We start from the raw sequence: 25726 nt of genomic DNA, 5'->3' as shown, positions 1-25726 counted from the left end.
TCTTCTTCTATTATTAAATTAATTTTATTTAATTCAGGATTTAATTGTTTAACACGATCTATAATATTTTGTTTATTAAGTTTTTCGATATATCCTAGCTTTCTTGTTTTAATTAATTCGTGCAAATAAGCTTTTTTTTGTGTTGTTGGCGTTTCTGGTTTGACATCATTATATATTCTATTATTATCAACAGCATTCATTTTATATTTCGTAATAAAAATAAAAAATAAAAAAATAAAAATATAAAAAAAATATTTTAAATTTTTTAATTTATAAATTTTATCTTTTATCATAAATTTATATGTCGCTACCTTTACTTTATTTTTAGCAGAATATATAAATACAAATTAGATCAAAAGTTAAAATTAATTGAATCAAAATAATTTATTAAAATATTTTTTAAATTTATTTTTTTTATTTTGTTAGATAAAAAAACCTCCTTTAAATAATTTAAATTTTTAAAAATGTATCTAAAATACATTATATTAAAAATATTATAAAAAATCAATGATAATTAAAAAAAACCATTTATTTATTAAAATTAAAATAATTTTTTATCAAAAAAAATATAAATTGAATCTTTTTTTGAATAAAGAAATAATTAAATTCAAAAAAATAGATAAAAAAATGAAAATTTTTTATTAAAAAACTATTTGATGTATTCATATAAAAATATAATATTTTTCTTTTTTTAAAAAAATTATATTTTTTGCAAAAAATTAAAATAATAAAATTATTAAATGAATTATTTATATAATTTTTTTAAAAAAAGAATAGTTACAAAAAACTGTTTTTACCGAATATTTACAACAATTTATTTTTTTATTTATTATTTCCTATTGACAAAATGTTTTTTAATTTATAGAATATATTTAATGTTTTTTTTGTAAAAATTTTTTTGTAAATCAAACATATTTAACTTTTATTTTTTCTGAGATAAACATATTTTAAATAAATGAATCTTGAAATTTGTCGTATAAATTTAAATAAAAAGTAATAAATGTTTTTTTATTTAAATAAAAAAATCATTTTCGATAAATTAAATTTTTTATTATAATAAAAATAAAATATTTTATGAATAAATAATAAAAAAAACATTTCATTCAATAAAAACTATAAAACAATTTTAGATGAAATTTTTTTGATTTTTTTTCACTATTGTTTCATGATTAAAAGTATTCAATTGATATTTTTAAAGATATTTCGAGAACAAGATATTTAGAAAACATAAAAAAATTATTTTTTTTGATAGATTTTTGTTGAATAATTAAATAAAACAGCAGATTATTGATATGATATAAATATTTCAAGAATTTTTTAATAGTTATAAATTATATAAAATCAAAATGAAAAGATAAAGAACAAAAAAGACTTTAATACATGAATTAAAATATTTATTTTAAACCATAAATAAGGTTTTTTTATTTTTTCGATATTTCTTGATTAATAGTCTTTTTTCAGTTTTATCTTTTCTTTACTTTTTTAGAATAAAATATTTGTCGAAAATAATATAAAAAAATAAAAATATTTTAGTATATTTAGGGAAAATTATTTTTTTAATCTAAATATATACATTAATATATTTAAATTTTTTTTCTATTATTATTTTTTTATTCCATATAATTGATTTTAGTTAAATTTTAAATTTTTACTATTGTTTGAAATTTTAATTATGAGTTTGTTGTTGTAATAATTATTATTTTTTTGATAAATATCAAAGATTTTATTAATAAAAAATGATGCATCATAATTAATTTTTTCAAAAAATAAAAATAAATATTAAATAAGGAAATGACAAAATGAGTCTTGATGGTAAATACATTATTAAAATAAAAAATTTAAATAAATCTTTTTATAATAAACCAATTTTAAAAAATATTAATTTAAATATTATAGATAAAGAAATATTCACTATTATTGGCCATTCAGGTTCTGGCAAATCCACTTTATTAAGATGTTTAAATTTATTAGAAGAACCAGATTCTGGAGAAATAATAATAAATAATGAAAATATTGTAAATAAAAATATAAATATATCTAAAGTTAGAATTAAAGTAGGTATGGTTTTTCAAAGTTTTAATTTATTTGAAGAAAAAAATGTTTTAGAGAATTGTTGTTTAGCTCCGATGAAAGTTTTAAAAATATCTCCGTCAGAAGCTGAGGAAATCGCTTTCAAAAAATTAAGATATTTTGGTTTAGAACAATTTGCATATAAAAATATTAAACAATTATCAGGAGGACAAAAACAAAGAATAGCGATAATTAGAGCTTTATGTATGGAACCAGAAATTCTTTTATTAGATGAACCTACTTCAGCTTTAGATCCGGAATCTTCTGAAGAAGTTTTATCGGTCTTAAAAAAATTAGCTTCACAAAAAAAAATGACTTTTGTTATTGTATCTCATGAAATTAAATTTGCTAAAAAAGTTTCTAATACTATTTGTTTTATGGAAGATGGTAACATAATAGAAAAAGGACCATCTAAAGAAGTATTTGAAACAAATAAATATCCAAAATCTAAATCTTTTTTTGAAGAATTTTGATCATTTTATTTTGAAATCAAACAAAAAATAATAAATTTTTTTATTTATATTGCTTTTTACTCGATCAATAATATTTTTTTGTTAGATTAATAAAATTTATCTGAAATAAATAAATATTTTTTTTGAATTGAACAATTTAAAGAATATCAGATTTATATAATTTGCATATATAGTACAGTTTTTATTTGTTTTCGATGATATTAATTTTTTTATAAAAAACTAATTATATAAACTTTTAGAAAGGAAGAATTTAAAATTTATGAAGAATATAGAGATTATAAAGAAATATCTTACTAAAAAATGGAAACAAAATTTATTGATTTTCTTTATATTTCTTTTTGTTATTTTTTTAAATCATTATGTTTTAGCAATGAATACAACAAAAAAAAATACAAAAAAAGATTCAATTGTTTTAGCGACTAATAATTTTACTCCTCCTTTATCTTTTGATGGCGAAGGAACACGTAATGGAATAGAAACAGATAATGGTGAAAAAATTAGCGGTTCAGATGTTTTTTTGATGAAAGATATAGCAGACAAATTAAACAAGGATTTAAGAATTAAAATTTATAATGTAGAAGGTTGTATAAACAATCTTGAACTTGGGCAAGTAGATGCTATTATAGGAATGTTAGATATAACAGAAGAAAGACAAAACAATTTTTTAGCTATTCCATATAGTAATGTGGATTTGTCTATTTTAATTAGAAATGATGATAACATCGATCACGATATTATCGAATCCAAAAAAAATAAAAAAGATGGCAGTATATCTTTAGAGTTTCTTAAAAAGAAAAATGGCGACAAAATTATTTTGTCTACTATAACAGGTTGTAGTCATGACATTCGTAAATACAAATTTGATCGTTTTACAGATATAGACAAAAAAGATGGCAAAATTAATTTAGTTTGTCGCGAACAGTCTATTTATTGCGCTAAAGCAGTTGAACAAAAAGAAGCAGATGCTTTTATTTTAGAATATCCTGTTTTAAAAAATTTAGCCGAAAGTGAACAAAACAGAGGCAAATTTAAAGTTTTTAAATTAAATGATAAGGATTTAAAATTAAAACCTTTAGGTATTTTTTTAAAAAATGATGATAAAGGCAGAAAATTAAAAGCAAAAATTGAAAAAGAATTAAAAGAATTAATAAATGTTCCGAACAAAGAAGGAGAAATGTTGAATATAAATACATCATTACAAGATTATTGGGCAACTGAATATTCAAAAAAAGCTCAAGAAGATTATGAATGTATACAAGTCAAAGAAAAAGAACAAATGCAAAAAAACTTTATACAAAGAATATGGCAAGAAATTCCTAAATATAAGCAAGGTTTTATTATTTCTTTAACAGTTGCTGTTAATAGCCTTTTTTTAGGTTTTATCCTTTCTTTATTTTTCTTTAGAGTCAAGATATCTGTTGAAAATAATAAAAAAACTCAAAAAAATATTTTAATGTATTTGCAAAAAATATTTTCTTTTTTAATTGACATCTTAATGAATATGTTTGAATCTGTTCCTGTTATTGTTTTAGCTTTGTTATTTCATAGTGTTTTGGCTAAGAATTTTGAATTTTTCAAAACTTCTTTAAATGCTTTTTATGTTGCTATAATTGTTATTTCTTTAGGCACTACTATTGATTTTACCCATAAAATGATGCATAATAATAAATTCTTGGATAAAGGACAAATAGAGGCAGCTTATGCTTTAGGAATGAATCAAAAACAAGTATTTAAAGAAATTATTTTTTCTCAAATTTTAAAAAGAACTATTCCTTCTATTAAAAATCAATTTATTATTAACATAAAAGAAACTGCTGCATTTTCGATTATCGGTTTAATTGATTTATTGTGGGTAGCCAAACGTAACGTATCTAAAACTTATGATGTAATAATACCTTTTGTAGTTGTCACTTTGATTTATATATTTTTAGTAAGTTTGATCCAAACAGCAAGTAAATTTAAAATAACTAAAAAAAAGAAAAGTTAAATTTTTAAAAAAATAAAAAATTTTTAAAAACAATTGAATACGATTATATATTTTTTACTTCTATTTTTTTATTTTAAAAAGAGGAGACTCTATTTTATAATAGAGTCTTTTTTTAATAATATCTAAAATAATACAACAACAATATATTAAAAATATAAATTTATTTATTATCTTGTTAATTATAAATTTTTGTAAATAAATTCGTTTTTAATACTGAAAAAGATAAGACTAGTTAAAAAAACTATTCTTTTTTTTAAAACAACGAGGATTTTAAACAATGAATTTATTTACCAAAAATTTATAAACAAGGAACATACTTTGGACATCATTATTTTAAAGTTTTTTTATTTGATATTTGAAAAAATAAAGTAAAATAAAATAATAATTAAAAAAGATTTATAAAAATGATTGAAAAAATAAAAAAATTTTAAACATTATTTTCGTTTTAATTTTAATCACAAGCATTAGTTTAAATTTATATCTTTTATATCTGAAATTTAACCCACAAAAACAAAATTTGGAATCGAAAAAATTATTAACTTGGGATCAAAATTCAATTACTCGAAGAGAATACGAAGAAACAAATTCAAAAATATAAAAATCAATGTGATTTCAAACCAGTTAAATATGATTAGATTGAGAATAAAAAAATATTAGGCGAAAGTGATTGCGCTTTATATACAAATGAAAACAAAAATTTTATTCGAACAGGACATCTTTTTCAAAGCAAAATTCACCCAGATTAAGATGGAAAAATTTATTATGAATATTAATGAAGGAAGATTTTATTCTGGCGGAATATAAGAACACCTTATACAGATAATAAAGTCGAAGTAGTAAGTTTGATTTCGTTTAGATCTGTCGTACCTTTAGAATTCGAAGGCTATTTTGACACAATTTCGCCTAAAAAAAAACCACATTGGTTATAATTTGTCTAAAAATTAAATTCTCAAAATTTTTTTATTTAATAGAGCTTTTTTCTATTTTAATTAAATAAACAAAATGATAAAAACAACATTAATCAAAAAGCCCTTTTAAAAGGGGCTTTTGTATTTAAAAATTTATTACATTTTTTCGAAATAATGCAGCAATATAAAAAAAATTATTTTCTTTGTATATTTTTTTATAAATATAAAAATTAAAATTTAATATTTTAATTATCTTTTTTTTGTTTTAATATTTGTAAAACTAATGTTTTGACTTGTGGATTAACAAATAAAATATTATCTTGACGGATATATTTAGTTTTTGTATTTGTTTTTTTTAATATAATAATTTTCAAATTATTTAAATCTGCTTTTTTTAACATTTTTTTAATTTTTTGTTCTTTGCTTTGTTTTTTCATTTTAAGATATTTGATTTACTTTTTTAAAAATTTTTGTTAAAAAAATTTTATTTACTTTTAAAAGTGAGTTTCTAAAATTATAATGAAAAATAAAAATGGAAAAAAATAAATAAAAAGAATTATTTTTGTGTTTTTTTTATATATTTTTATTTTATTCATTTTTATTTTATTGTTTATATCAATTATAAACAAAATATATTCAAGTCATTCGATGAAATATTTCAAATTGAACAATTTTAAATTTTATAAAACTATTTTTTTATATAAAAACAAATATTTTGTCATTAATTAATAATTAAAAAAATGAAATAAATAATTTATTTAAGCAAAGAGATTTATGTAAATTACATGTATTTTATTTATATTTTTTTTATACAATTATATTTATATAGTAATTTTTAAATTATATTGCTATTGTTTTTAATTATTTAATAAATTTTTATTTTTATATTATAAAAAATTAAACGAGATATCAATAAATGTTTAAGTTAAAAACAAATTATATATATTTTATTATTTGTTCATTTCTTTTTTAGGATTATTTTTAAATACTAATAATTATTCAATTATGGTGATGAATAACAATAATACTTCACAAAATAATAATTATATTTATATTTCAAATCCTTCTGATTATTTTTTAACAACGCAATCAGTTTTTATTAACCAAGAAAGTTGACAACTTTTTAGACAATGAAAAAAGCACGGTTTTAAGAATGGTAAAATATGAATTCTAATACAAATCGACCGCTTTATCAAATATTATGTTGAAGATTTATTAAATTAGGAACATTAATGCAAAACAAAGAAAGACAAAGCCAAAAATAATTTATGAATTAAAAGAAATTAAGGAAAATATGAGAAATTCAATAAATTCACAACAAATACAAGATATGTTTAGAGAAGCAAGAAATAAAAATAGAAGAATTTGAAGAATTATAAAGACAATTTTTCCAAATTCAAAACGCTCAATAATAAAAATTTAAAATAATAATTATCTTAATTTTAAATTTTTTATTAGATATTTTTTTATTTTTCTTTAATAAAATTAAAAAAATATCCATTTGATTCAAAAATTTTGTAATAGTTTCGTTCTTAATATAAAAAAATCTAACTCGTTGAGTTAGCTTTTTCATTTTTTTAAAAAAAAGATTTTTTTTAAAAAAATGAAATAATGATTTATCTGAACAGAAAAACATTCGTAATTAACTTACTTAATAAGAAATTCAAAATTTTTGTTAAAAATAAAATAATTATAATAAATGACAAAAAATAAAAATAAATAAAATATTTATATTTTTTTATTTTTATTTTTTCGTAAAATAAAAAAATAAACTATTTCTACTAAAAAAATAGATACTATTCCATCCATTATATAATGTTGTTTCAGAACAAAAGTAGAAATAAAAACTCCAAAAGCCATAATAAATTGAAACCAAACAATTTTTTTAGAAATATTATTTTTTGCAGTGCGAAAAGGTATGTAACATAACCAACTAGTAGATACATGCATACTAGGTAAATTATTAAATCTAATTGTATCTAATTCATAAGTTTTAAATAATAAACTATCTATTAACCAACTTATTAATGATTTATTTTCGCTTCTTTGTGTAATTTGAAAAGATTTTAAACATTCAATAGGAAAAACTAAATAAAAAATGATAGAAATGAATAAAATTATTAAATAAGATTTGACAAAAATATTGATTTCTTTTATATTTAAATATTTATATATTAAGTAAGGAGTAATAAGATACCACCATACAAAAGACCCTACATAAAATAAAATAAAAAATTTTAAATAAATAAAATCTGGAAATCCATAAATTCCATTGGACCATTCTGTATTATAACCTAAATTCAATATTTTAATCCAAAAATTATTTTTTTCTAGTTCATTATCTGCATAAATATACTTAGGTATTCGTTTATTCCAATAAACAAAGTATAAAACTAAGTGCCAAATTATTTGTTGAGTTAAAAATACATAAAATATCTTTTTTATTGAATTTGATTTTTTAGATTTTAAAAGATTTTTTTCAATACATTCTACATCGTTATTATCTAAATTATTTTCTGATTTTTTCATTTGTGTAAAAAATCCTTTTTTTAATGATTTTCTGATTTACGAGATAATAAATCATTTTAATATATTTTTATAAAATGAAATAAATTTTTATAAGAAGTATTTTGATATTATTAAAAATATTCAATTTACAAATTATATTCGCCTTTAAGTCTTTTACTTTTGAAAAAAGTAAATAAAATAATAGAACAAATACTTGAAAAAATAAAAGCCAATTTTTGTAACAAAGTATAAGGTTCGCATTCTTTCAAATAAGGGAATAAATCTTTTTCCAAATAGTAAATAATTATTGATATTAAACCGTAAGCTAAAACATATATAAAACCAGTATAAAATTTATTCCACAATATAAAATTTTGATCTATAAATAAATAATAAAAACAAAAAGTTAAAGGTAGTAATTTATGTTCAAAGAAATAAGGACCATTTTCGTATTGCGTAAAACAAAAAATAAAAACAACAATACAATTCACAAAACAATTAAAATCTAAATAAGGCAAAATTTTTGAATTTGTTTTTTTTTTAAAAAAATGGCAAAATAAAACTAAATTTACAAAAAAAGTATTTTGTCTTGTAAATAAACCTAAAGAAAAAAACTTTCTTTTAGAGTCTTTATGAAAAGCCGACATAATACCTGAATATAAAGCTATAATTGAAAATACTAAACAAATATAAAAAAGAACTGTTTTTTTTCTTGATTCATTTAAAATTTTTTTCATAATTATTTAATCCTTCGAAATTAAACAAATTTATTAGTAATGTTTATCAATAAACATTTTACCAAAGATAATTTTTTTAACATACTTAAAAGTTAAAAAAAATAATAAAATTTAAATAAAAATATAAAAATTAACAAATCTTATTTTTTCATAAATAAAAAAAATGAAAGATTTGATTAAAATAAAATAACATAAATAATTATAATGTTAAATAAAAAAATAAATTAAAAAATAATTAACATAAAAGTTTTTTAAATTATTTTTTTGATAAATATTAAATTTTAATAAAATTAAAAATTGTAGTATTTGTTTTGCTATTACAAATTATTTAATATAAAATAGTTAATGGAAATTTTTTTAAAAAATACTTTATATAATTTGTTATAAAAAATATTTAGAATTGAATTAATTTAAATTCTTTTGTTTTTTTAAATAAAATTTTTTAAAGAAAGATAAAATTATTGAAAAATCGAATTTATTAATATATGCGAAAAAACGAAACTTATTTATAGATAATACGCTAAAAAGTAAATTATTTAATTAATTTATTCGAAATTATAATGCGTAATCAATTATAATAATTGATTATAACAGTAATTTAATTTTGTTTTTATTTAATTGGTTTATATTAATTTAATATAATTCATGTTATTAAGTACAAAAAATACAGAAAAGATATATAATAATGAAAATAGGTTTATTTATAGATTGTTGGGAACCTTGTATTGGAGGAGTTGTTGTATCAACCAAATCTCTTAGAGAAGGCTTAGAAGCTCTAGGTCATAAAGTTTATATTATAACTTTAAATGCAGTCCCTAAACAAATAGAAAAAGATCCTTTTATAATAAGATTACAAGGAGGCTTCCCAGTCTTTTTAAAAGGATTAAAAGATTATCGTTGTTTATTTAAATATAAAAAATATTTACCGAAAATTGAAGCTTTGAATTTAGATGTCATTCATGTTCATACTGAATTAGGAGTTGGTAAATTAGGTTTATACGCTCATGAAAAATTAAAGTTGCCTTTGATTTATACAATGCATTCTATGTATCATTTTTTTCTTGAAAAAAATAAATTTCTTTGGGTTAAAATTTTTAAAAAAATATTAATTAAATATTTAGATTATCTTTTGAAAAAATTTATTTCAAAATCTGATATAGTTATTACCCCTACTAAAAAAACTTTATGTTTTTTAGAAGAACGTTATAAAATAAAACAAAATTATAAAATAATTCCTAGTGGTATTCCATTAAATAAATTTGATCCTCAAAATTTTTCTAAAGAACAAATAGATACTTTAAAAGAAAAATTAGACTTAAAAAAATTTTTTGTTTGTTTATTTGTAGGAAGACTTTCTAAAGAAAAAGATATTGATTTTATTATTGATCATTTTTCTTCTTTTCATGAAACAAATAATAAAAGTAAATTTTTAATTATAGGGGATGGTCCTGAAAAAATAAATTTACAGAATAAAGTAAAAAAACTAAATTTACAAGATAAAATAATTTTTTTAAATTCCATTCCTAATAATCAAATAGGTTTATATTACCAATTAGGTGATGTTTTTGTTAATGCTTCTTTATTTGAAACTCAAGGATTGACTTTTATTGAAGCTTTATCTTCGGCTTTACCAGTATTGACTCGTTATGATGAAGCATTAGATGGAGTTATCGAAAACCAAAAAAATGGTTTTTTTTATAAAGATAAAAAAGATTTTGTTAAAATTTTAAGTGATTTATGTAACAATAAACAAAAATATCAAGAAATTTCAAAACAAGCTCAAAATTCTATTCTAGATTATAAACAAGAAATATTTGCAACAAAAATGCTTGATATTTATAAAACAATTATATCCGAAAATAATTTAAAATTAAAAAAAGAATAATATTTGAATTTTTTTGGTTTTGGCGTAATTTTAATATTTGATATATTGTTTTTTTATATTATTTTTGAAAACAAAAATAGAGTTCATGATTTTATTTTTTTACATTCAGTATAAAAAAACATAATATATTTTATTTTTTTTAAAAAGAATCTTGTTTAAAGATTCTTTTTTATTTATTTTCTTTGTTTTTCGGGATCATTATTTTATTATGTTATAATTATTATTAGTAAATAGAATTGAATATATTTTGTTATAATTTGTTTTTATTTTTTCAATTTTATTCTAAAAAAATTTTATAAAAAAATAAAATTTTGTAATTTATTCCATAAAAAAATCAGACAAAAGGTTAAAATATTGAACTTTATGAGTGTAAAAAAAAAAATAGAACAATATCTCATCAGAAAAGATAAAATAGAAGAATTAAAAAAAATAAAAGTAGAACCTTTTAATAATTATTTTGTTGTCAAAAATAATATTTTAGATTTGCTAAATCAATATGAATCTTATGATTCTGATGAATTAGAAAAAAATAAAATTAGAGTTGATGTTGCAGGTAGAATTATTACTAACAGAAATCAAGGTAAAGCAGGTTTTATTAATTTACAAGATTTTGATAAATCTATTCAAATTTATTTAAATAAAAATTTGATTTCGGAAAAAGCTTTTCAAATTTATCAAAAAATAGATTTAGGCGATATTATAGGAATTTCAGGTTATTTATTTAAAACTAAAACAAAAGTATTAACTATTAAAGTTTTTGATTTGGTTCATTTAAGTAAAAGTTTAATGCCTTTACCAGATAAATATAAAGGTTTAAAAGATAAAGAATATATCAGAAAAAAAAGATATATCGATCTTATTATTAACCCTGATACTCGTAAAAAATTTCTTATGAGAACTAAAATAATAAAGTGTATTAGAAATTTTTTTGATGATAGAGGTTTTTTAGAAGTAGAGACACCTATTTTAACTTCTTGCGCTAGTGGAGCAGCGGCCAAACCTTTTATTACTTATCATAATTCTTTAGAATCTGATTTTTATTTAAGAATAGCTACAGAAATATCATTAAAAAAATTAATAGTTGGTGGTATGAAAGCTGTTTATGAAATAGGCAGAGTTTTTCGTAATGAAGGTATTGATGCCACTCATAATCCAGAATTCACAACGATAGAAGCTTATTTAGCTTATGCTAATATCGATGATATGATGGTATTAACAGAAAATTGTTTAAAAGAAATTTGTATGAAAGTTTTAGGATGTTTAAAATTTAATTATCAAGGTCATTTAATCGATTTTAATAAATTTAATAAATATGATATGGTTGATATAATTAAAGAAAAAACAGGTATTGATTTTCATCAAAAAATGACTTTAGACCAATGTAAAGAAATAGCTCAACAAAATAATATTGAAATAAAACCTTTTTATACTAAAGGTCATATTATAGCAGCTTTTTTTGAAGAATTTGTTGAAAACACTTTAATTCAACCTACTTTTATTTATAATTACCCTTTTGAAATAAGTCCTTTAGCACACAAAATTATTGATAAATCAGAATTTGTTGGCAGATTTGAATTATTTATAGCTGGTAAGGAATTAGTAAATGCTTTTACGGAATTGAATGATCCTATTGAGCAGACTAAACGTTTCCAACAACAATTATTGCAAAGGGAATTAGGTGATAACGAAGCTGAAGAATTAGATTTAGATTTTATTGACGCTTTAGAATATGGAATGCCTCCTACTGGCGGGTTAGGCATTGGAATAGATCGTTTGATTATGTTACTAACTGATACCGCTAATATTAGAGATGTTATTTTATTTCCTCATTTCAGTAATAATAAAAAAAGTAAAGAAAATTAAAAAAAATTATAATTTTAATAAAAAAATATTTTTGTCAAAAATAAAAATATAATCAAGATTATTTGGTTATGAGGTTTATAAATAATGAGTATTTTTTATCTTCAAAGTTTTTATAGTATTATGGAAAGCATTCCTTCATTAGAATCTTTAATAAAAAAAGCTAAAGACAATCAATATAGTTTTGTTGCTTTAAGCGACAACGAAAATTTATATGGAATGGTTGATTTTTTGCTTCTTTGTCGTAGATACAAAATTAAAGCTATCTTAGGAATAAAAATATTTTTCAATTTAAACGAAATTATTGGGTCAAATAAAGATATTGGAATGTTAATTTACGCTTTTAATGATGCAGGCATTAATCATTTAATTCGAATATCTAATTTAATAAAAACAAAACAAAAAAAAATTACTTTAAGCATTTTAAAAACATTTCAAAAAGATCTTTTTTTTGTTTTATCTAATATTGATTTTTTATTCGCTAATATATCAGATTTTTCATTAGTAGAAAAAATTTTTGATCAATTAAAAAATAATTTAAATTTTGTTTTTTTTGGTTTATCTTTACAATCTGATTTTTTAGAAATGTTTGCTTCTAATTTTTTATCTCTTTTATCTGAAAAATTAAAAATTTTAGTAGTCCCTGTTCATAAAACTAATTATTTAGAAACTTGTCAAGAAGAATCATATAAATTATTATTTAAGTTAATTTCTTGTTCTAAAGATTTTAAAATGTCTTTTAAATTTTTAAATAAAAAAGAAATTGATAGTAAATATCAGACATATTATAGAAATTATAAGGAATTTTTTGTTGATTTTAATACTTTTTTAAATAAAATTCAATATAATAAACATTTTCCTTCAAATTTAGGAATGCCTTTATTTGAGACATCATCAGGAGAGAGTTCTTTTGTATACTTAGAAAAAATAGTTGTTTCCTCTTTAAAACAAAAAATTTCTGTTTCTTCTCCTCTTTTTTCTGTTTATTTTGATAGATTAAAAAAAGAATTAAAAATTATTCAAAAAATGGGTTATGAAGATTATTTTTTAATTGTTTTTGATCTAGTTCAATATGCTTTTAAAAACGAAATTCTTTTAGGTCCTGGCCGTGGTTCAGCTCCTAGTTCTTTAATTTGTTTTTGTTTAGGCATTACAGAAGTAGACCCTTTATTTTATAATCTTCTTTTTGAAAGATTTTTAAATTCTAAAAGAAATAAAAAACCAGATATTGATTTAGATTTTCCTGATAATAAATTAAATGTTATTTTAAAATATATTTATGAAAAATATGGGCCAGAACATACTGCTAATATTATTATATTTAAAAGTTTAACTACCAAATCTTTCATTAAAACCACTAATTATATTAGATACCAAAAAGAATTTTTAGGTACTCAAAAATTAGATCAAAAACAAATAAAAACTTTATCTCAATTAGAAAAAATACCTCAATCTATTGGAACTCATCCTGCAGGAGTTATTATTAGTAATCAAAATTTATTTCAATATGTGCCAATTCAATCTAATTCTAATAGTAATTCTCCTTTTCAATATCAAACTCAATTAGATGCTAATCATTTAGAAAAAATAGGTTTAATTAAAATAGATTTATTAAGTTTAAAAAATTTATCTTTAATTGAAAAGATTTTAAAAAAAATTAATGTTAATAAAAAAGATAAAATATTTTGGAAAAACATTCCTTTAGATGATCATCGAACTTTTCAATTATTAAATAAAGGAGATACTAAATATATTTTTCAATTAGAATCGCTTATGGCTCAAAAAATATTACAAAAAGTAAAACCTCAAAAATTTGAAGATTTAATAGATATTTTAGCTTTGAATAGACCTGGACAAATATATTATGTTGATGATTATTGTCTGAATAAACAAAAACAAAAAAATATATTAACTGAATCAGAATCATATTTTAATAATTCTATTAAACATATTATTGATAAGACATATGGTATTATTCTTTACCAAGAACAAATCATGGAAATAGCTTTTTCTTTTGCTGGTTATGATTTAGGAGAAGCTGAAATTTTTATGAAATATATCCTTAATAAAAATAATTTAGAAACAAAAGGACATATTATTAAAAAGGAATTTGTTCAACGTAGTATCCAAAAAGGTCATTCTGAAATTTTAGCATGTAAAATTTATGCTTATATTTTAAAATTTGCTAATTATAGCTTTAATAAAAGCCATAGTGTTTCTTATGCTTTAATTAGTTACCGTATGGCTTATTTAAAAACTCATTATTTAATTCCTTTTTTAACTGCTATTTTAAATGATTGTCAAAAAATACCTTCCGAAACAGAATTTTTATTAAAAAAAATACAAAATACAAATAAAATAGAAATTATACCCCCTAATATTTTTATAAGTGATATTGAATATAAATTATTAAAAGATAAACTTTTATTACCTTTGACTTTAGTTAGAAATATAACTGACGAAGTAGTTTTATTTATAATAAATGAAAGAAATAAAAAAAAATTTGTTGATTTTTATGATTTTAAAAATAGATGTCAAAAAGTTTTAAATAATAATTTATTAAGGGATTTAGTATTAGCAGGTGTTTTTGATGATTTGGGATTGAATAAAAATACTTTATTAAATGATTCTAATTTAGAAGATTTAGAACATGAACAATATTTACTTTCATTTAAAAAACAAATTTTATTAGATGAATTGCCAGAAGACTTTTTAAAAAAAGAAACTTATAAGATTTTTAATTTTGATTTAAAAGCGATTATTTCATAGAATATTATTTTCCAAAAAGATGTTAAAATTATAAAAATAGGAGATTTAAAAATACTAATGAATTTATATAAAAAGATAATTTTGTTTTTTAAAGAAAAAATTATTCCTAATTGTTCTAATCATAATAAATATTTTCGTTTTGTTATAATTATTTTGGGTTTTTTATTTTTTTGTTTGACTGCTTCCTATGAATCTAAAGAAAGAAAAATTTGGCAAGATGGTAATATATTTCGAAATGGAGATACACTTCAAAAAATAAAAAATATTTTTGATAAAGGAAAAATAGAAAAATATCAATTAGAAGAAAAAAATGATGAAGGTGAAAATGAAGGCGAAAAAGAACAAACTTTTATTATATTAAAAGGCATGTTTATTGGCATTATTATTTTTTCTATTATATTAGGATTTAAAAAAGGTTTAGTTGGAATTAGTTTAGGAGTTTTTATAGGTTCTTTTGTAGGCATATGGGTTTCTATACTTATCCCTTCTTTTGTTTATTTCTTAGAATTTATTTTTGCTGGTAAAATATTTTTATAAAAATTTAAATTTGTTTAAAATAAAAAAATAAATTAAAATATAAATAGATTAATCTATTTATATAGAAAATTTTTAGTTTTTTTATTAGTTTTTTATATAAAAAAAGATATATTATTTGATAGGAATTTTTTGTTTATGAAAAAAAATATTTTGCAAAAAATTATTATTATATCTTTTTTTGTCGGTATGGCAATACTTGTCGACTATACATTTAATACAATTTTTAAATTTAAAATAATGGTGTGGGGTGTAGCAGAAAAACCTCATTTAAATATAATTGTTCTTTTTTTAGCAGGATATTTTTTAGGCTTCACTAAAGGCTTTATTGTTTGTTGTTTGTATGCTGTATGGCATTTAAATCGAAGTTTTTCTGAATATATATTTATTATGGATTCTTTACAATTTAGTAATACTCAAGTTTTTAGTTCTATTTGGTTAGATTATATAATTCCTGATATAATTATTAGTATTTCTGGATTTTGCTTAAGTAAAAAGAAAAATGAATGTAGTGATAAAAAAATGTTTTTTATTTTCTTATTGATGATGATCTTAATAAGATTATCCTTTTTCTTCTCTATTTTTTTCATTTATATTCCGGCAATGGAAAAATATGAGAGTTATAATTCAACTTTTGGGATGTCTTTTTATGTATACAGCGTCTTGCCTTTTGTAATTGATTTTTTTGTATGCGGTCTTTGTCTTGGTTGTTTAAAACTAAAACTTAAAAATATTTCGGAATTAGAATATATTGAAAATATAAGATAATTTCATAATATGTTATTTATTATATTTGATTATTAAACTATTTTTTTATTATATAATATCTTTTAATAAGGAACTTTTTTTTATATTATAAAATATGTTCTAAAAAAATAATATATAATTATAAAAAAATATATTTTTTTATATCAAAAAAAGGAGGTTATTTTATTTTTGAAATGTCAAATTCAAAAGAACTTTATTCGATTATTTTATATTATAAATATAATAATATTAAAGATCCAGAGTATTTTAAAGAAAATCATTTGAAATATTGTCAAAAATTAGAACTTTTAGGCAGAATTATTATTTCTAAAGAAGGTATTAACGGTACTTTATCAGGATTAAAAACAAATATTGATAAATACATGAAATATTTAAAATCTATAGAAGGTTTTGAAGATATTGATTTTAAAATAGATTTTTATCATAAACATGTTTTTACTAAATTATCTATTAAAATAAGAAAAGAAATAGTAGCTCTAAAATTAGAACAAGATATTTTTCCACAAAATGATCCTAATAGTTATTTAGAACCTAAAAATTTTTTTAATTTATTAAAAAATAAGGATGTAGTTTTATTAGATGTTAGAAATGATTATGAATATGATTTAGGTCATTTTCGTAATTCTATTAATCCTAAAATTAATAATTTTCGTGATTTTCCTAAATGGTTGGAAGAAAACAAATCTCTTTTACAAAATAAAAAAATTTTAACTTATTGTACTGGAGGAGTTCGTTGTGAAAAAGCATCTTGTTTATTAAAATCCAAAGGATTTAATGAAGTTTATCAATTAAAAGGTGGCATTATTAAATATAGTCAAGCACCAGAAACTCAAGGACAATTATTTGATGGACAAGTTTATGTTTTTGATCAAAGAATAATGACTAAAGTAAATAAAAAAGAACATGTTATTGTAGGAAGGGATTTTTTCGATCAAACACCTTGCGAAAGATATATTAATTGTGGTAATCCGAATTGTAATAAACAAATTTTATGTAATGAGGAAAACGAAATAAAATATTTGGGTAGTTGTAGCGAAGAATGTAGCAAATATAAACAAAATCGTTATGTTTTAAGAAATGAAAATAAAGAAAAAATTAATAAAAAATAATTTAAATAAAAATTATTATTTTGTTTTGGATAAATAGATATTTTTTCATTTTATCATATATAATAAATATATGTAAATTATAAAAAAGTGAATAATAATTCATTTATTTATATCTTTTGTATTTTTTTATTATTTTTAATTATTTTAATCAAACTATTCTTAATAAGAATTATCAATTAGAAAGAATTATAGGTATTTATTTATGTTTGCTATTGTCAAATGTGGAAGTAAACAATTTAAAGTATGTCAAGGGGAAGAAATTTTTGTAGAAAAATTATCTCTTGAATCCGATCAAAATCATATTTTTGATCAAGTTTTAGCTATCAGAGATAAAAAAGAAAATAAAAGTATTTTAGGAACACCATTTATCAATGGCGCTAAAGTAGAGACTAAAGTCCTTAAACAAGGAAAAAATAAAAAAATTATTGTTTTTAAATATAAAAGAAGAAAAAAATATCGTTTAAAACAAGGTCACAGACAATTATATACTAAACTATTGATCACTAATATTATTTTTTGATATTAATTATCAATTATGATTAAATTTTTATTTATTAAAGAAAATAAAAAAATAAAAAAAATAAATATCCAAGGTCATGCTTTATATTCTTCAAAAGGTAAAGATATTGTTTGTGCTTCTGTTTCTACAGCAATTATAATGACTTTAAATATTATCGAATTATTGGAATTAAACACAAATATTAGTTATTCTGTAAAAGAAGGTTTTTTTTCACTGCGATTATTAAAATTTGAAGACACAATTAATAAATTATTGTCGAATTTAGAATATACTTTAAAAGATTTAAGCAAAACTTATTATAAATATTTAAAAGAAGAAGAACAAAATTAGTTTATGAAAGAGAGAGTATTTTTTTATAATGTTGAAATTAAATATTCAATTATTTGCTACTAAAAAAGGTGTAGGTGCTACTCGTAATGGACGTGATTCTCATTCTAAAAGATTAGGCGCTAAATTATCTGATGGACAATACGCTCATAAAGGTTCTATTATTTATCGCCAAAGAGGAACAAAAATATTTCCTGGAGATAATGTAGGAATCGGAAGAGATCATACTTTATTCGCTTTAATAAATGGCATAGTGAAATATACAAAAAAAGGTCAAAACAAGAAAAAAGTTTCTATGCATTTTGTTGAAAATAATTAAATTTTACTAAAATAATAAATGAATTTTTTAGATGAATCAGTCAATTTCGTAAAAGCTGGTAATGGCGGAAACGGAATTGTTTCTTTTAGAAGAGAAAAATATGTTCCTTATGGCGGACCTTCTGGAGGTAATGGGGGCGCAGGCGGTTCTGTTATTTTAATAGGGGATGCAGGCATGAATACTTTATTTAAATTACAGTATCAACGTAAAATTATAGCTTTAAATGGTAGCGATGGTAAAAATAAAACTCGTAATGGAGCCAAAGCTCCTGATTTATTTATAAAAGTACCATTAGGTACTTTAGTTTATAATAATGAAAATAATCGATTTATTGGTGAAATTGTACAACATGGTTTTCAATTAGTTATTGCCAAAGGTGGTAGAGGCGGCCGCGGTAATTATTCTTTAGCTAATTCTAAAAATAAAGCGCCTTCTTTTGCTGAAAAAGGAGAATTAGGCGAAAGTTTAGTTATTAGAACAGAATTAAAAATATTAGCTGATGTTGGTTTAATTGGTTTTCCTAATGTAGGAAAATCTTCTTTAATTTCGGCTATTTCTAATGTTAAATCTAAAATAGGTTCATATTCTTTTACAACTTTAAAACCTATTTTAGGAGTTGTTCATAACAAAGATTTTAGTTTTACAGTAGCTGATATACCTGGTTTAATCAAAGATTCTTATTTAGGAAAAGGAATGGGGATTAATTTTTTAAAACATATTGAAAGATGTAAAGTTTTAATATATGTTTTTAGCGCTTCTGATGACAATATTTATGATAAATATTGTCAATTAAGAGAAGAATTAAAAAAATATAATTCTAAAATTTTAGATAAACCACAAATTATTTTATTTAATAAAATGGATTTGGAAAATGCTGAAAAAAAATTATCTTTATTTAAAAATAATTTTACTGATGAACAAATTATTATTGCTTGTTCTGTGTGGAATCATTTTAATTTAGATTGTTTAAAAGACAAAATAAAATATTTATTAATAAAAAATCAAAATTTAACAAAAGATGATAATCCTTTACAAAATTATAAATTATTTACTTTAGACGATAAAGATAAATTTGATATATATAAAGATAATCAAGGTTATTTTGTTATTAAAAATGATAAGATTGAAAAATTATTTTATAAAACAGATTTGAATAACTATGAGTCATTAAAAAAATTTTCTTATTTATTAAAAAAAATAGGTTTAGAAGAAAAATTAAAAAAAAGTGGAATGACTTACAAAGATAAAGTTAAAATTTGTGATTGTGTTTTTGAATTTGTTTAAATAAAAAATTTTGTAATAAAATAAATATTATTTAATTAAATTCTAAATTTATTTGTATTTTATATTAATTAAATCATGTTTAATAATTATTTATATATTTTGAATTTTATTTAATATTTTATTTTATGACAAAAGATTTTAAAACAATAATTTTTTTATTAAGTTTTTTTTATTAAATTCAAAAAATATTTTTTTGTAAAAAATTAATAAAACTCACAAAGATAATTATCTTTGTGAGTTTTATATTTTATTTTATAATTTAATATTTTTTTAAACGATGTCTATTATAAAATTTAAAATATTTAATATATTTATTTTATACAAAAATATATTAATAAATGCTATCAAAAAATTTTTTATTTTTATTAAAATATTTTCTTCTTTTTGATTTTCAATTTTTTTTCAAATAAATTAGATTTTTAAATTATTTAATTCTTTTTCATTGTCAAATAAATTAACTTGTGAATTATTTATTTTTTGTTGTTTACTGGAAGAGACATCAGATTTTAAATTTATTTATTTGTGTATCTTTTTGGGATAATTCTTTTTCTTTTTCAGTTAAATTATCTTTTAAAGTTTTTATTTCTTTGTTTCTTTTTATTAAAAAATTCAATAGTTTTTGAGCATATTTGTCTTTATCATATAATCTTTTATGTTTTGTTTTTGATGCATTCAATAATTGTGCAATAATTATTGAAGAATCTCTGGATTTGTTTTATCGACATCAATTTTTATTGCTGTATCATATTCGTTCGGATTCATTATTTTTTTGTCAATATTCTTTTTAGTGTTCGGATGTTGATTTTTATTATTTATTTCAACCCCTATAATATAGGTTTATTTAATTTAAAGTTAAATATTAAAATATAGTAAATAAAAATTAATATTATTATAAAAATAATAGTTAAAAAATAATATAATTTTTTTATTAATATTTTTTATTTTATTTCTTTTGAACAAGGTTTGTTCATCCTTTTTATTATACAATGTGTTTTATTTGATATTTTTTTGAATATTTATATTATATTTATAAAATTATTATTTTTTTTATTATATTTTTATGAATAGAAAAAATATTTCTCGAAATATTTCATTTTTAAATTTTTAATATATAATATTTTTTTAATAAATATTTGTTGAATTTGTTATATTACTATACATTATATATTATATTATATTTATTGTCAAAAATTTCATATTTTTGCTTTTTTTATTTTACTGTTGTTAATTTTATTACAAAATATTTTTTTTATTTTTTTCATTTTATTTTTTATAAGCTGTTTCTTTATATATAAATATAATTATTATGAATAATAAATATTATATTTATAAAAAATATTGTATTTATGTTCATTTTCAGATAAATTTATATTATTTTTAATAAAAAAATATTTTTTCGGAATTAAAATATTTTTTTATTTTTAAATTTTATTTAATATATTATTTATTTTTTTGTTTCGTAATCAATATTGTTTTATTTATATTTTTTATTTTTTAATAATAAAATTTATTTATATAAATTTTTCAATATAACAATTGAATAAATAGAATAGGTCCTGTTAGAAATGAAATTTTCTTTAAATAAGATATTTTTTTTATTAAATATAATTTTATGTTTTTTTTTGATTATTTTTCAAAAAATAAATTTATATAAAGAAAAAGAATTAAAATATAAAGAAAATGTTATTCAAACATTTGATTGGGAATTAAGTAATTGTATTCGTGAAAAATATATTTTTAAAATATTTAAAAATTTATCTTATATTTTAGGAACTTCTTTAGATGATATAGAAAAACAATTTTTACAAAATTATAGTATTATATATCAAAATGAAAATATACAATATAATGCTCAAAATAAAAAACTTTTAGTAAAAAACATTGAATCATTAATAAATACTAGAATTTATTTTTTGAAAACTTATTTTAAGATTTGCCCAGGTTTTTTGAAATTTAGAGATAATTTATGCATAAGTATACGTATTTATTTAAAATTTAATAAAATTAAAGACAAATATATGTTGGATACTTTTTTGAAAATAGTTCTTTAATTTTGTTTTTTTTATTAAAAAATAAAATATTTATAATTTTTGTTATATTGATTATTAATATAAATTAAAAAAATCTCTTAATAAATGTAATTAAGAGATTTTTTTATTTAATTTTTTTAAAATAAATAAAATATTTTTTTTATTTATCTTTATTTTTGAAGTATTTGCCTATTATTTTTGTAATTTTATTTCTTTTTTTTGTTTTAATTTGTGCATTTTCTTCTTTATCAGATAATAATTCATCTTTGTCCGATTCTTCATCAGAAAATTGTTTTTCTTGAGATATATCATCTTTTTCTAAATTTGCTTCTTCATTTGTAGGAAGAGAGTTATAAGAAGTATAATTGATATCAGAATTTGAAAAAGGAGTTTTAGATTTTGATGGAAAAAAAAGGAAATAAAGGGCTAAAGAAATAGCAAGTGTAAATAAAAATGTAATAATAAATAATTTGGAACCAGATTTTATAAAATTATTTGATTTATCAATTTTTATAAAATTATTTGATTTATTAATTAGATATTTCCTCATTCATTGATTTTTATTTTTTAATTTATTTTTTAATTTATTTTTTAATTTATTTTTTAATTTATTTTTTAATTTATTTTTTAATTTATTTTTTAATTTGTTTAATATTAAATAATTATTCAATAATATTTTAAATTATTATTGAAAGTGGATTAATATAACACCACCAGAAAATATTATAAATGTTTTTTATATATTTTAAACATTTTTTTATTAAAAAAATTTTTATATATTTTATTATATAAAATCATTATTTTTATTTTATTCAAATGATTTGTAACTAATTGTTTTTTGATATAAATTTTGTTAAAATATTACTGTTGAAAAATAACAAAGTGGTGATCGAGGTTTAATTTTATTATTTTAATGAAATTAGATTTAGGAAAGTCCATGTTAGCACATGTTTTTAGGAAAGCATGTAGTGTTTGTGCTTAAGAAAAAAATAACTTAAGGTACCTTATATGTTTAGGTAACGGCTTTTTAGATTCTAAGGATTTATTATTTGTAATATAATCTATGAAAATAAAAAATAAAGTGCCACAGAGACGAGTTAATTAGAAATAATTAAGTGAAACGCGGTAAACCCCTCAAGCTAACAATCCAAAATATGGTAGGAGCATATAAAAATCAATTTTTCCTAATTTAAATATTTTATAATTGGTTTTTATACTATTTTTAGAAATAAAAGTAGAGATAAATGATCACACTTGTTTTTTTATAAAAAACAAGAACAGAACATGGCTTATTCTTGTTATTTTTTAAATAGAATCTTTTTTTAAAGATTCTTTTTTCTATTTATAAAAAAATTTTTTATAAATAGAAAAAAGAAAAATCAATAAAATTGAGATTTCTAAACGTTAAAGAGTATTTTTTTTTATTTACCATGTTTTTCATAGTTTTTTCTTATTTTAAAACAAATTTGTTTCTTTTTTTTATTTAAATTCAATGTTGATCTAATTTTAATGTATCTTTTTGAACTTAGTCGTTTCCATAATATTTTGTAAACGAATTTATTTTTAAAACAATTTAAGAAAAAAATATTTATCAAAAATCTAAATTAATTTATCTATTTCTTCTTTAGTTATTGTGTCTCTTGTTCTAATAATTTAGAAGCTATTTTATCTAATAAATTTTTATTTTCTTTAATAATTATTTGAGTTTTTTTTATAACAATCAACAATTATTTTTTTAATTTCTTTATCAATTAAATTTTTATTAGAAAATTCTGAATCTTGCTTAGTATAACAGGACAAACCATGGAAAACATCTTCACATGCGATGAAAAAACTGGTGAACAAATTATAAAAACATTGTCGCTAAAAAAAGAGAAAAAATAAATAAATATTTATTTAATTTATTCGGTGTCTAAAATCTAGCGAAAGAATAAAAAAAATTTTTTAAAAATTGAAATTTTATAATTTTAGATTTTAATAAAAATAAAGTCAAAAACAATTCTTTTAGTTATAAAAACAACATTTAAACTTTTAATAACAGACGCGCGAACATAAACTTTGTTTTGTTTTATTAAAAAAACTATATAATTATAGTATATTAGGTTTTTTTAATAAAAACAGAAATTCTAAAGGAGTTTTTTCTAAATGTTCTATTTCGACGAACCAACTACATTAGTTATAATTTGTTGTCTTGTTCCTTTAATTATTTTTTATTTAGTTAAAAAGTTAATTGCTTATTTCATTATCAGTTTTATTATTTTAATAGGATTTATCGTATTTTTAATATTTATATATAAAGATAAATTACCATTTTTATAAATTAATTATTGATGTTTAAATAGATAAAGTTGTCGATAAAATATTTCAGTTTTTAAAAAAATAAGTTTAAATAATTTATTAAATAAATTATTTAAACTTATTTTTTATTTAATTTGAATATTTCTTTATAATACAAAAATTTTTAAAAAAAAGAAGAAAAAATTTAATTTAGATTAAATTAATCTATATAAATTAATTTATTATTTTTATTAAAGTATTTATAATTTTTTATATTTTTTATTTCGAAATTTTCTTTTTTAAAAAGTTTAAAAAATAAGAAAAGATATAAAGAAAAATAACTAAAATAAAATACGCAATTATAAGACATAAATTGCCTTGTCCTTTTTCTATTTGGAAAATACTTTTTTTATTATGATCAATAAAATCATAAGGATATTTTTTATTTGCCGCAAATAAACCTTTTATAAAGAAGAAGAAAAAATAAAATAAAGGATGCATTAAAATAATATAAATATGTTGAGAAATTAAATTTTTGATATCTTTTTTGTGGAAAAATAAAAAATAGTATATAAAAAAGGAATTATTATATGTCTATGAGGTTGAGTTTCATTTAAAACGGAACCCTTAGTGATTCATAAATTTAAGTCAAATCGTTTTTTATAGTTAATATAAAAAAACGGTTTGACTTATTTTTTTGTTGAAAAAATTAGTTCAAACCAAAAAAAGGAGATTTTCAAAAAATGAATAAATATTTATATGGTTTAACAGAAATAATTAAATTTTTAATTCAACAATCTTATTTTAAAATTCGTTTATTTCATCAAAAAACCAATTATAACTTGGGAAATCAAACTTTATATTTAAATTATTCTGATTTATATGAAATAATGATACTTTTAAAACAAATGAAAACCCCACCTTTTAAAATTCAAATGGATTTTAAAATGGATAAAAAATACACCTTTGATCTTCAAAAGAAAATTTTATATTTGAAGGAAGAACCGAAAGTAAATATGACGGTGGATTTCAACCAAAATTTAATTCAACAAGTATGCGGGGGATCACTTCAAGAAGCTTCTCGGGATGACTTAATTGAAATAATGCAAAAACAACTTTATGGAGATAATGATTTTTCATGAAAAAACAAATATCTTTGAAAGACATTTTAAATGAAAATCAAAAAGTTTCTCAAAAACAAGATAATCAGATCATCATTAACTATCAAGAAAAAATTAAAAACCAAATTCAAACTTTATCCGAATTAAAAGGTTTAGTTTATGGCCGAGATTATCATGAAGAAGATTTAATCACCATTGAAAATTATTTAACAGCCCAAAAAGAAACTCCTTTTGGTTATC

Annotated in this window: 21 protein-coding genes and 1 other RNA gene; 16 read left to right on the top strand and 6 right to left on the bottom strand. The window is 19.0% G+C overall.

Going from position 1 to position 25726, the window contains the following annotated elements:
* Positions 1-200, bottom strand: a 200-nt coding sequence (locus ACTCUI_RS02005) for a hypothetical protein (protein WP_463431282.1), incomplete at its 3' end; no start/stop codon positions are given.
* A 1599-nt stretch (positions 201-1799) separates the two neighbouring features.
* On the opposite strand from ACTCUI_RS02005, the gene ACTCUI_RS02000 reads away from it, so the two are divergent.
* Entirely contained in the window at positions 1800-2543 is a 744-nt protein-coding gene (locus tag ACTCUI_RS02000) for an amino acid ABC transporter ATP-binding protein (RefSeq protein WP_463431280.1), read from the top strand.
* A gap of 259 nt (positions 2544-2802) precedes the next feature.
* Entirely contained in the window at positions 2803-4530 is a 1728-nt protein-coding gene (locus tag ACTCUI_RS01995) for an ABC transporter permease subunit (protein WP_463431278.1), read from the top strand.
* Between the two features lie 1153 nt (positions 4531-5683).
* Here ACTCUI_RS01995 and ACTCUI_RS01990 read toward each other — a convergent pair.
* From ACTCUI_RS01990 to ACTCUI_RS01980, 3 genes are all read right to left on the bottom strand, one after another.
* Positions 5684-5875 carry a hypothetical protein gene (locus tag ACTCUI_RS01990; RefSeq protein ID WP_463431276.1) on the bottom strand — a complete coding sequence of 64 codons (192 nt, stop codon included), beginning with the start codon at positions 5873-5875 and terminating at the stop codon, positions 5684-5686.
* Between the two features lie 1291 nt (positions 5876-7166).
* Positions 7167-7967 carry a phosphatase PAP2 family protein gene (locus ACTCUI_RS01985; RefSeq protein ID WP_463431274.1) on the bottom strand — a complete coding sequence of 267 codons (801 nt, stop codon included), beginning with the start codon at positions 7965-7967 and terminating at the stop codon, positions 7167-7169.
* A 125-nt stretch (positions 7968-8092) separates the two neighbouring features.
* Positions 8093-8683 (bottom strand): hypothetical protein, encoded by a 591-nt coding sequence (locus ACTCUI_RS01980; RefSeq protein ID WP_463431272.1) that lies wholly within the window; start codon positions 8681-8683, stop codon positions 8093-8095.
* Between the two features lie 685 nt (positions 8684-9368).
* Here ACTCUI_RS01980 and ACTCUI_RS01975 point away from each other — a divergent pair.
* The 10 genes from ACTCUI_RS01975 (at position 9369) to obgE (ending at position 20058) form a co-directional block, all read left to right on the top strand.
* Positions 9369-10568: a glycosyltransferase gene (locus ACTCUI_RS01975; RefSeq protein WP_463431270.1), complete on the top strand. Its 1200-nt coding sequence runs from the start codon at positions 9369-9371 to the stop codon at positions 10566-10568.
* A gap of 363 nt (positions 10569-10931) precedes the next feature.
* On the top strand, positions 10932-12431 hold the full coding sequence (lysS, locus tag ACTCUI_RS01970) for a lysine--tRNA ligase (RefSeq protein ID WP_463431286.1): 1500 nt from the start codon (positions 10932-10934) through the stop codon (positions 12429-12431).
* Between the two features lie 84 nt (positions 12432-12515).
* Positions 12516-15197: a helix-hairpin-helix domain-containing protein gene (locus ACTCUI_RS01965; RefSeq protein WP_463431268.1), complete on the top strand. Its 2682-nt coding sequence runs from the start codon at positions 12516-12518 to the stop codon at positions 15195-15197.
* Positions 15198-15254: 57 nt separating this feature from the next.
* Positions 15255-15734, top strand: a complete 480-nt coding sequence (locus ACTCUI_RS01960; RefSeq protein ID WP_463431266.1) for a hypothetical protein — start codon at positions 15255-15257, stop codon at positions 15732-15734.
* A gap of 135 nt (positions 15735-15869) precedes the next feature.
* Positions 15870-16499, top strand: a complete 630-nt coding sequence (locus ACTCUI_RS01955) for a hypothetical protein (RefSeq protein WP_463431264.1) — start codon at positions 15870-15872, stop codon at positions 16497-16499.
* A 173-nt stretch (positions 16500-16672) separates the two neighbouring features.
* The gene (gene trhO, locus ACTCUI_RS01950) at positions 16673-17608 is read left to right on the top strand and encodes an oxygen-dependent tRNA uridine(34) hydroxylase TrhO (protein WP_463431262.1); all 936 of its coding nucleotides are present in this window, start codon (positions 16673-16675) and stop codon (positions 17606-17608) included.
* 202 nt (positions 17609-17810) lie between these two features.
* Complete coding sequence (gene rplU / locus ACTCUI_RS01945; protein ID WP_463431260.1) at positions 17811-18128, top strand: 50S ribosomal protein L21; 318 nt, start codon at positions 17811-17813, stop codon at positions 18126-18128.
* Positions 18129-18143: 15 nt separating this feature from the next.
* On the top strand, positions 18144-18458 hold the full coding sequence (locus ACTCUI_RS01940) for a ribosomal-processing cysteine protease Prp (RefSeq protein WP_463431258.1): 315 nt from the start codon (positions 18144-18146) through the stop codon (positions 18456-18458).
* A 25-nt stretch (positions 18459-18483) separates the two neighbouring features.
* Positions 18484-18774 (top strand): 50S ribosomal protein L27, encoded by a 291-nt coding sequence (gene rpmA / locus ACTCUI_RS01935; RefSeq protein ID WP_463431284.1) that lies wholly within the window; start codon positions 18484-18486, stop codon positions 18772-18774.
* A gap of 18 nt (positions 18775-18792) precedes the next feature.
* Complete coding sequence (obgE, locus tag ACTCUI_RS01930; RefSeq protein ID WP_463431256.1) at positions 18793-20058, top strand: GTPase ObgE; 1266 nt, start codon at positions 18793-18795, stop codon at positions 20056-20058.
* A 499-nt stretch (positions 20059-20557) separates the two neighbouring features.
* Here obgE and ACTCUI_RS01925 read toward each other — a convergent pair whose 3' ends face one another.
* Positions 20558-20734, bottom strand: coding sequence for a hypothetical protein (locus ACTCUI_RS01925; protein WP_463431254.1), 177 nt, complete (start codon positions 20732-20734; stop codon positions 20558-20560).
* An 889-nt stretch (positions 20735-21623) separates the two neighbouring features.
* Here ACTCUI_RS01925 and ACTCUI_RS01920 point away from each other — a divergent pair.
* On the top strand, positions 21624-22109 hold the full coding sequence (locus ACTCUI_RS01920) for a hypothetical protein (RefSeq protein ID WP_463431252.1): 486 nt from the start codon (positions 21624-21626) through the stop codon (positions 22107-22109).
* Positions 22110-22248: 139 nt separating this feature from the next.
* Here ACTCUI_RS01920 and ACTCUI_RS01915 read toward each other — a convergent pair whose 3' ends face one another.
* A complete protein-coding gene (locus tag ACTCUI_RS01915; RefSeq protein ID WP_463431250.1) occupies positions 22249-22638 on the bottom strand; it encodes a hypothetical protein in 390 nt (129 codons plus the stop codon).
* Positions 22639-22965: 327 nt separating this feature from the next.
* Between ACTCUI_RS01915 and rnpB the strand changes: the two genes are divergently transcribed.
* The 3 genes from rnpB to ACTCUI_RS01900 all read left to right on the top strand — a co-directional run.
* Positions 22966-23385: RNase P RNA component class B (rnpB, locus tag ACTCUI_RS01910), an RNA gene on the top strand.
* Between the two features lie 1723 nt (positions 23386-25108).
* A complete protein-coding gene (locus ACTCUI_RS01905; RefSeq protein ID WP_463431248.1) occupies positions 25109-25507 on the top strand; it encodes a hypothetical protein in 399 nt (132 codons plus the stop codon).
* On the top strand, positions 25504-25726 hold a 223-nt coding region (locus tag ACTCUI_RS01900), incomplete at its 3' end, for a hypothetical protein (RefSeq protein ID WP_463431246.1). The genes ACTCUI_RS01905 and ACTCUI_RS01900, both read left to right, overlap by 4 nt.

This window comes from Brinjal little leaf phytoplasma (assembly GCF_978563805.1).
This window is presented reverse-complemented; position numbering and strand designations above follow the sequence as displayed.

Excerpts from the sequence above, each read along its gene's own strand:
- ACTCUI_RS02000 (WP_463431280.1), top strand. The coding sequence starts at position 1,800 with ATGAGTCTTGATGGTAAATACATTATTAAAATAAAAAATTTAAATAAA.
- ACTCUI_RS01995 (WP_463431278.1), top strand. The coding sequence starts at position 2,803 with ATGAAGAATATAGAGATTATAAAGAAATATCTTACTAAAAAATGGAAA.
- ACTCUI_RS01990 (WP_463431276.1), bottom strand. The coding sequence starts at position 5,875 with ATGAAAAAACAAAGCAAAGAACAAAAAATTAAAAAAATGTTAAAAAAA.
- ACTCUI_RS01985 (WP_463431274.1), bottom strand. The coding sequence starts at position 7,967 with ATGAAAAAATCAGAAAATAATTTAGATAATAACGATGTAGAATGTATT.
- ACTCUI_RS01980 (WP_463431272.1), bottom strand. The coding sequence starts at position 8,683 with ATGAAAAAAATTTTAAATGAATCAAGAAAAAAAACAGTTCTTTTTTAT.
- ACTCUI_RS01975 (WP_463431270.1), top strand. The coding sequence starts at position 9,369 with ATGAAAATAGGTTTATTTATAGATTGTTGGGAACCTTGTATTGGAGGA.
- lysS (WP_463431286.1), top strand. The coding sequence starts at position 10,932 with ATGAGTGTAAAAAAAAAAATAGAACAATATCTCATCAGAAAAGATAAA.
- ACTCUI_RS01965 (WP_463431268.1), top strand. The coding sequence starts at position 12,516 with ATGAGTATTTTTTATCTTCAAAGTTTTTATAGTATTATGGAAAGCATT.
- ACTCUI_RS01960 (WP_463431266.1), top strand. The coding sequence starts at position 15,255 with ATGAATTTATATAAAAAGATAATTTTGTTTTTTAAAGAAAAAATTATT.
- ACTCUI_RS01955 (WP_463431264.1), top strand. The coding sequence starts at position 15,870 with ATGAAAAAAAATATTTTGCAAAAAATTATTATTATATCTTTTTTTGTC.
- trhO (WP_463431262.1), top strand. The coding sequence starts at position 16,673 with ATGTCAAATTCAAAAGAACTTTATTCGATTATTTTATATTATAAATAT.
- rplU (WP_463431260.1), top strand. The coding sequence starts at position 17,811 with ATGTTTGCTATTGTCAAATGTGGAAGTAAACAATTTAAAGTATGTCAA.
- ACTCUI_RS01940 (WP_463431258.1), top strand. The coding sequence starts at position 18,144 with ATGATTAAATTTTTATTTATTAAAGAAAATAAAAAAATAAAAAAAATA.
- obgE (WP_463431256.1), top strand. The coding sequence starts at position 18,793 with ATGAATTTTTTAGATGAATCAGTCAATTTCGTAAAAGCTGGTAATGGC.
- ACTCUI_RS01920 (WP_463431252.1), top strand. The coding sequence starts at position 21,624 with ATGAAATTTTCTTTAAATAAGATATTTTTTTTATTAAATATAATTTTA.
- ACTCUI_RS01915 (WP_463431250.1), bottom strand. The coding sequence starts at position 22,638 with ATGAGGAAATATCTAATTAATAAATCAAATAATTTTATAAAAATTGAT.
- ACTCUI_RS01905 (WP_463431248.1), top strand. The coding sequence starts at position 25,109 with ATGAATAAATATTTATATGGTTTAACAGAAATAATTAAATTTTTAATT.